The following is a 4,605-nucleotide window of genomic DNA, read 5'->3' on the forward strand; positions in this document are numbered from 1 at the left end:
AGATGTGTATAAGAGACAGCCCCGACGCCGACACCCACCCCGACGCCGACGCCCACCCCGACGCCGACACCCAACCCGACGCCGACGCCCAACCCGACACCCACTCCCGCGCCGCCTCGCCAGCCTCGCTTTCAGCTGGACCGTTCCCGTCCCACCGCAGAAGGGATCCCGGCTGTTCCCGCGCCACCGCCCGTAGGGCTCACTCCTGAACCTGAACCCAGCCCAGAGCCCTCTCCGCAGCCTGTCCCCACTTCAACTCCCCAGCCTGTGGCTACACCTTTGCCGCGCGTCACCCCCATCCCCTTCCAGGAGCGGCGAGTGCGACAGCAGGGGTTGCGGCTTTTCCCGCCTGGGCTCCATAGCCCCTACTCGACGGATAACCTGTAGTACGATGGCGGCTCGAAGACTTGACTCTATGGGTAGTGTCTGAGATCCAAAATTTATCTTGATTTACTCTAAACTTGGGGCAGCCAAGACGATGGCTTTTCCTTGGGATCTGCCTTGGCTGGTTTGGGGTTGAGGCTCATTGACAACTCTCTCTGAAATCAGCCTCAAAAGGTTTCAGAAATGGATTAGCAGGCTGTTTGATACCTTGCCGGGCCAGCCTCTCCGATAGATTTCTACAGACAAAATAGGCATCTGTAGCGATGTAGAGTGTATCAAAAAACATGTTTCTTATCTCAGTACAATCTGGTTAACGATTGAGAGAGCATGACCGATCTTGCTTGCTTTTTTCTGTCCTATTGATTTAAGTTTTGAGTAACGGAATCGCCTTATTTTAGTAACATCTACCCGTAAATCGGCGAGCTGACAGAGGCCGGAACTGAGGAACCGCTGGCGGTAGCTCAAGGACAAGACTCAATAAATTTAGTGAATCAAATAGCCGCTGAAAGTCTGGATTTTAGGTTGCCAAAACCTTTACGGAAAGGCTTTTCTACTGGTATGAATAAAGTGCTGTTTGCAGCAAGGTCGGCTTCGTACTGTGGGAAGCAAGCTTGATGCGACAGCAGAAGCGAAGATTCTGACAGGGCATCAACTTATGGTGTGGGGTTTGATATGGCGGAGAATCTTGAGCTGCAAGACGCAGTGGGGCGTTTTTTAAAAATCATTGGGCGCTACTCGTTGCTCACCGCTGAGGAAGAACTGCATCTGGCCCACCAAGTGCAGCGGATGATGGCCCTTCTGGAGCAGCGGCGGCAGCACGAGTCGCTGGAGGATTGGAGCCGACGGCTGGGGATCCCTTTAGAGGAGCTGCAGCAGATCCTGCGGCAGGGGGAAGCGGCCAAAAAGCGCATGGTGGAATGCAACCTGCGCCTGGTGGTGTCGATTGCCAAGCGCTACCGCAACCGCGGCTTGCCGTTCCTGGATCTGATTCAAGAGGGCACCATTGGCCTCACCCGCGCCGTGGAAAAATTTGATCCCACGCGGGGGTACAAGTTCTCCACCTACGCCACCTGGTGGATCCGGCAGAGCGTGAACCGCGGCATCCAAAACAAAGGGCGCCTGATCCGGCTGCCCGCCCACATGTACGAGAAGGTCTCCCAGGTGAAGCGGCGCTACCGCGAGCTGTCCGCTGAGAAGGGATCCCGGCCTGCCGCAGAGGAAGTTTTCGATTCGCTGGATATTGGCGACAACTACCGCGAACTGATCACCCGCCACATGGCCGAGATCCGATCCCTTAATGTAGGGGTAGGCGACGAGGACGGCACCGAGCTGCAGCACTTTATCCCTGACGAGGACAACGATCCCATCGAACATCTGAATCGGGTTGCCCATTGCGAGGAAGTGCGCGCCCTGGTGAGCCAACTGAGCGAACGCGAGCAGCAGGTAATTGTGGCCCGCTATGGGCTGGATGGGTCGAAGGGCCTGACGTTGCGGGAGATTGGGGAGCACATCGGTCTTTCGCGGGAGCGAGTCCGGCAAATTGAGCGGCGGGCCCTGCGGAAATTGCGGCGGCTACGGCAGGAATACTCCACCCCCAAGGCCGGCAGACAGCTCAACTCCCCAAGCTAACTGGAGCCTGCCCTCTGTAGAACGGCTTCTTCACTACTTCAGCAGGACGGCGCTGGCCCCGAATCTCAATCTCTAGCCGGGATCCCACCTTAGCCCAAGTTGAATCCACATATCCCAGGCCGATGCCATAGCCCAAAGTGGGAGAATGGGTGCCGCTGGTTACCCGGCCGATCGGCTCAGGGGAGTTGGGAGCGTAGATGGCATAGCCGCGGCGGGGAATGGCTCGCTCCAACAGCCGAAACCCCACCAGACGGCGCGGGATCCCTTGCTGGCGTTGGCTTTCGAGGGCAGGCTTGCCGATGTAGTCCCCTGGATTGCTGACCAACCAGCCCAGGTCGGCTTCCAGGGGGGTGGTGCTCTCATCTATGTCTTGCCCGTAGAGACAGAAAGCGGCCTCCAGGCGCAGCGTATCGCGGCAGCCCAGTCCACAAGGCTGTACCCCCGCCTGCACCAGTTGCTCCCAGAGCCAAAGCCCGTCGGCAGGGCCGAGCAGGAGCTCAAAGCCATCCTCTCCGGTGTAGCCGGTGCGGGCCACAAAGACCCCTGCCTCTGAGGATCTCTCTTTTCGAGTCGCAAACTGCCCGTGTTGAAACCGGCGCAAAGCCCTCAGGGATCCCGCCAAAAAAGGCTGCAAAACCTCTTCGGCTGCCGGCCCCTGTACCGCCAGCAACACCTGAGACTCGGTGTGATCTTGAAGTTCCAGGCCGGGGATCCCCTGCTGATGGAGCCACTCCCAATCCTTTTGGCGGGTGGCCGCGTTGACGATCAGGCTCCAGTGCTCCAGCTCGCCTTCTGGTGGGTGCCGGTAGAAGATGACATCGTCCACAATGCCCCCTAGGGGGTTTAGCAAAACCGTGTAGCGAGCGGATCCCACCGCCACAGCGCCCAGATCGCTGGGCACCAGACGGCTGAGGTGGGATCCCAGCTCCGGCCCCCAGAGGTCGAACTTGCCCATGTGGGAGATGTCGAAGACGCCTGCCCGCTCCCGCACCGCCCGATGCTCGGCCACCACCCCCTGATACTGCAGCGGCATTTCCCAGCCGGCAAAGGAGACAAACCGCGCCCCCAAGGCTTGGTGCAGGGGAAACAGGGGGGTGCGTTGCAGGGGAGTTGAGCTCATCCACGGATCTCTAGGAGTCAAGGACTAGAATAAACGCAACGTCGCCCATTTCTTGGAGCTCGTCCCATGCGTCTTCTCCACACCATGATCCGCGTTGGCAACCTAGAGCGCTCCTTGCAGTTCTACTGTGACGTTCTGGGGATGCACTTGCTCCGCAAAAAAGACTACCCCAGCGGGGAGTTCACGCTGGCCTACGTGGGCTATGGCGACGAATCGGAAACGGCGGTGCTCGAGCTAACCTACAACTGGGGTACCGACCACTACGAGCTGGGCAACGGCTACGGCCACATCGCCATCGGCGTCGAGGATATCTACAGCACCTGTGAGGCTATCAAAGCCCGCGGCGGCAAAGTGGTGCGCGAGCCCGGGCCCATGAAACACGGCAGCACCGTGATCGCCTTTGTCGAGGATCCCGATGGCTACAAAATCGAGCTGAGCCAGATGGGATCCCTGCAGGAGCAGGGTGCCGCCCCCGAAAGAACAGCTGCCGCCTCTGCCTAAACTTGCCAGAAGCGGATCCCCCACCTAGTTGGCGGATCCCCCCACCGTCAACTGGCCCAAGACGTTGATGTCGAAGGTGAAGTTGATCGTCACCGAGTTGCCTTCATAGGCCTCAGGCAGGGGCAAAAAGGGCGCCGCCCGCTGAATTGCTGTCAGCGCTGCGTCGTCGGTTTGTTGGCTGCCGGAAGTGCGGGCCAGGCGAATGCTCTGCAGCTCGCCCCCCCGGCCCACTGTAAAGATCACCACTGTGCGGCGGGAGGTGCCGGTCTGGCCAGGGATCCAATTCTGCTCCACTTTGCGTTGCAGAGCTGCCAGCCAAGGGCCCCAGTCCACATTGGCCCGCGCCGCCACGCTGGGGGGGTTGGGAGCCGATTGGGTGGGGTTGGCCAAGCCGCTGGCTCCTCTGCCCTGGATCCCGGCCCCATCACTGGGAGCGGAAGCGCTGAGGGGCGGCCCCAACTGGGAAGCATCGGAGGGCCGCTCGGCAGGGAGAACCTCCGTCGGCGGTTGGGGAGCAGGCGCAACAGGCTGCAATTGGCTGGGATCCGAGTCCCGCTCCCTGGGCTGCACGGGTAGAGGCTCGGCAGTGGGGGGGCGGGTGGGAGCCGGCGGAGCAGGGGGAGCAGCCGCCACCGGTGGCGGAGTCTGGGTGGGAGTGGGTCGGGGAGCTGGGTTGGGCGGAGGCGGCGCTGCAGTCGGCGTTGCAGTGGGCCGAGGAGGAGCCGGAGGCGCAGTTGGCGTAGGGGGTGGGGTAGATCGAGGAGTGGCCAGAGCAACTTCCGCCGGAGCAGGGGGTGGAACAGGGGCAGGCGGCTGCGGTTGCGGCAGCTGGGGTTGCGGCGGAGGAGGTGGGGGAGCCTCCTGGCGAGGAGCAGCCTGGGATTGGGGTGGACTGCCCTGAGAAGGGGGGGCTTCCGCCCGCTCGCCCCCATCGCGGGAATCCACTTCCGAAACCAGCTCTGCTTCTTCCG

General features: G+C 61.2%; 4 protein-coding genes. 2 read left to right on the forward strand and 2 right to left on the reverse strand.

Annotation, left to right across the window (positions count from 1 at the left end; all coding sequences use genetic code 11):
- The first annotated feature begins 1,056 nt into the window (after positions 1-1,056).
- Positions 1,057-2,013 carry a sigma-70 family RNA polymerase sigma factor gene (locus NW809_RS10815; RefSeq protein ID WP_414402119.1) on the forward strand — a complete coding sequence of 319 codons (957 nt, stop codon included), beginning with the start codon at positions 1,057-1,059 and terminating at the stop codon, positions 2,011-2,013.
- Here the strand turns inward: NW809_RS10815 and gcvT are convergent.
- Positions 1,997-3,133 (reverse strand): glycine cleavage system aminomethyltransferase GcvT, encoded by a 1,137-nt coding sequence (gene gcvT / locus NW809_RS10820; RefSeq protein ID WP_414402120.1) that lies wholly within the window; start codon positions 3,131-3,133, stop codon positions 1,997-1,999. The two genes, NW809_RS10815 and gcvT, sit on opposite strands and share 17 nt — an antisense overlap.
- 66 nt (positions 3,134-3,199) lie before the next feature.
- Here gcvT and gloA point away from each other — a divergent pair, with 66 nt between their 5' ends.
- Positions 3,200-3,634: a lactoylglutathione lyase gene (gene gloA, locus NW809_RS10825; protein WP_414402121.1), complete on the forward strand. Its 435-nt coding sequence runs from the start codon at positions 3,200-3,202 to the stop codon at positions 3,632-3,634.
- A gap of 24 nt (positions 3,635-3,658) precedes the next feature.
- On the opposite strand, the gene NW809_RS10830 is transcribed toward gloA, so the two are convergent.
- A partial coding sequence (locus NW809_RS10830; RefSeq protein ID WP_414402122.1) for an energy transducer TonB occupies positions 3,659-4,605 on the reverse strand: 947 nt, incomplete at its 5' end.

Origin of the sequence: Synechococcus sp. WC101 (genome assembly GCF_047461555.1) — a bacterium.
In the GTDB taxonomy this organism is placed as follows: Bacteria; Cyanobacteriota; Cyanobacteriia; order Thermostichales; family Thermostichaceae; genus Thermostichus.